The organism is Vibrio sp. 10N.261.52.C11 (assembly GCF_041471405.1).
GTDB classification, from domain to species: Bacteria; Pseudomonadota; Gammaproteobacteria; order Enterobacterales; family Vibrionaceae; genus Vibrio; species Vibrio crassostreae_C.
Window position 1 is genome coordinate 1 of the sequence record NZ_JBFROI010000146.1, and the last position, 1,744, is coordinate 1,744.

Here is a 1,744-nt window from a genome sequence, read left to right on the forward strand (position 1 = left end):
CTCTTGGTTCCCGATAATCTACGTAGCGCGGTCACCAAAGCCAATCGTTATGAGCCGAGACTTAACGACAGTTATCAAAAACTGGCGAATCACTATCAAACCGCAGTGATGCCAGCTCGCCCTTACAAACCGAAAGACAAAGCCAAGGCAGAGAATGCCGTGCTCCTAGTGGAACGCTGGATCATGATGCGACTACGACATCAAACCTTCCATACCTTCAAAGAGCTAAACCTTGCCATCCGTGAGCTTATGAATGACTTAAACGAACGTGAGATGAAACAGTATGGTGCGAGCCGCAAAGCGCTGTTCGACAAACTCGATAAGCCAGCGTTAAAGCCGCTACCTAAGCAGCGATACCTCTATACCGAAACCAAGCGAGCCAAGGTTGGGCCTGATTATCACATCGAATATCGCCGCCACTACTACTCGGTGCCACATCAACTTGTTGGTCACCATGTCGAACTGGAAGCCTCCAACCGTCTGGTGCAGATCTACCATCAAGGTAACTTGGTAGCCCAGCATCCACGCAGCCAAAGAGAGCGCGGAAACAGCACCCAACCAGAGCACATGCCGAGTAATCATCAACATCAGAAGTGGTCGCCTGGACGCCTGCTCAACTGGGGAGCCAATATCGGCCCAGCCACACGAGAAGTCATCAATAAGATGCTCTACTCCAAGCCTCATCCAGAGCAGTCGTATCGCTCCTGTCTTGGGCTGCTCAATCTGAGTAAAGCGCATGGCGAGTCGCGCTTAGAGCAAGCCTGTAAAGATGCGCTGATGCTGACAAAACCGAACTACACCTTCATCAATAATCTGCTGAAGAACAATCGTGAAGGACAACTGAGCAAAGACAACACGAGCACGCCGAACCTTGTTCATAGCAATGTCCGTGGCCCGAACTGTTATCACTAGGAGAAATACAAATGAACGCACTGAACGACCAACTCAAAACTCTCCGCTTGAGCCATGCAGTGAAAGCGTTAGAGCAGCAACAAGAACAACTGAGCACCTACGCAGAGCTGGACTTCGAGGAAAGGCTAAGCCTACTTCTGGAAAGTGAAATCTTGAATCGCAATCAGACAAAAATCCAACGCTTAAAACGACAAGCCAAACTGAGAGTGGATGCTCAGCCGAGCCAACTCATCTACAAGGAGGGACGAAATCTCAATCGTAAACAGATGAGCGAACTTCTAACGGGCAGTTATCTACATAAGCACCAGAATATCTTGATCACAGGCCCAACAGGTGCTGGCAAAACGTATCTTGGCTGCGCACTGGCAACCAGTGCCTGCGACCAACAACACACGGTCAGATACTACCGATTAACTCGCCTGCTTGATGACCTGACCGCAGGTCGTCTGGACGGTAGCTATCAAAAGCAACTTCAATCGTTGGCTAAGAAAGCTCTACTAATCCTCGACGACTGGGGGATGGAAAAGCTAACCCAAGAGCATGCAGGTCACTTATTAGAAGTGCTTGAAGATCGTTACCAAAACAGCAGCACGATCGTCATCAGTCAGTTACCTGTAAAGGAGTGGTACAACATGATCGGTAACGCCACTGTCGCAGACGCTCTAATGGATCGGCTGGTACACAATAGTCATCGAATAGAACTAGGAGGTGAGTCGATGAGAAAACTGGCGCAATCCGATCACTTAGAGTAAAAATAGGAAGAGAGAAAAACGGCAGGATCAAGTGATCGGAATAAACCGAAACGAGCGATCGCAATCACCGAAATACGCAG

General features: G+C 49.1%; 2 protein-coding genes. Both read left to right on the forward strand.

Going from position 1 to position 1,744, the window contains the following annotated elements:
• Nucleotides 1-912: Mu transposase domain-containing protein (locus tag AB4323_RS24460; RefSeq protein ID WP_408063679.1), on the forward strand; the 912-nt coding region annotated here is incomplete at its 5' end.
• An 11-nt stretch (nt 913-923) separates the two neighbouring features.
• Complete coding sequence (istB, locus tag AB4323_RS24465) at nt 924-1,664, forward strand: IS21-like element ISVch3 family helper ATPase IstB (RefSeq protein ID WP_011988345.1); 741 nt, start codon at nt 924-926, stop codon at nt 1,662-1,664.
• Nucleotides 1,665-1,744: the final 80 nt, after the last annotated feature.

Coding starts and splice junctions, on each gene's coding strand:
- istB (WP_011988345.1), top strand. CDS start 924: ATGAACGCACTGAACGACCAACTCAAAACTCTCCGCTTGAGCCATGCA.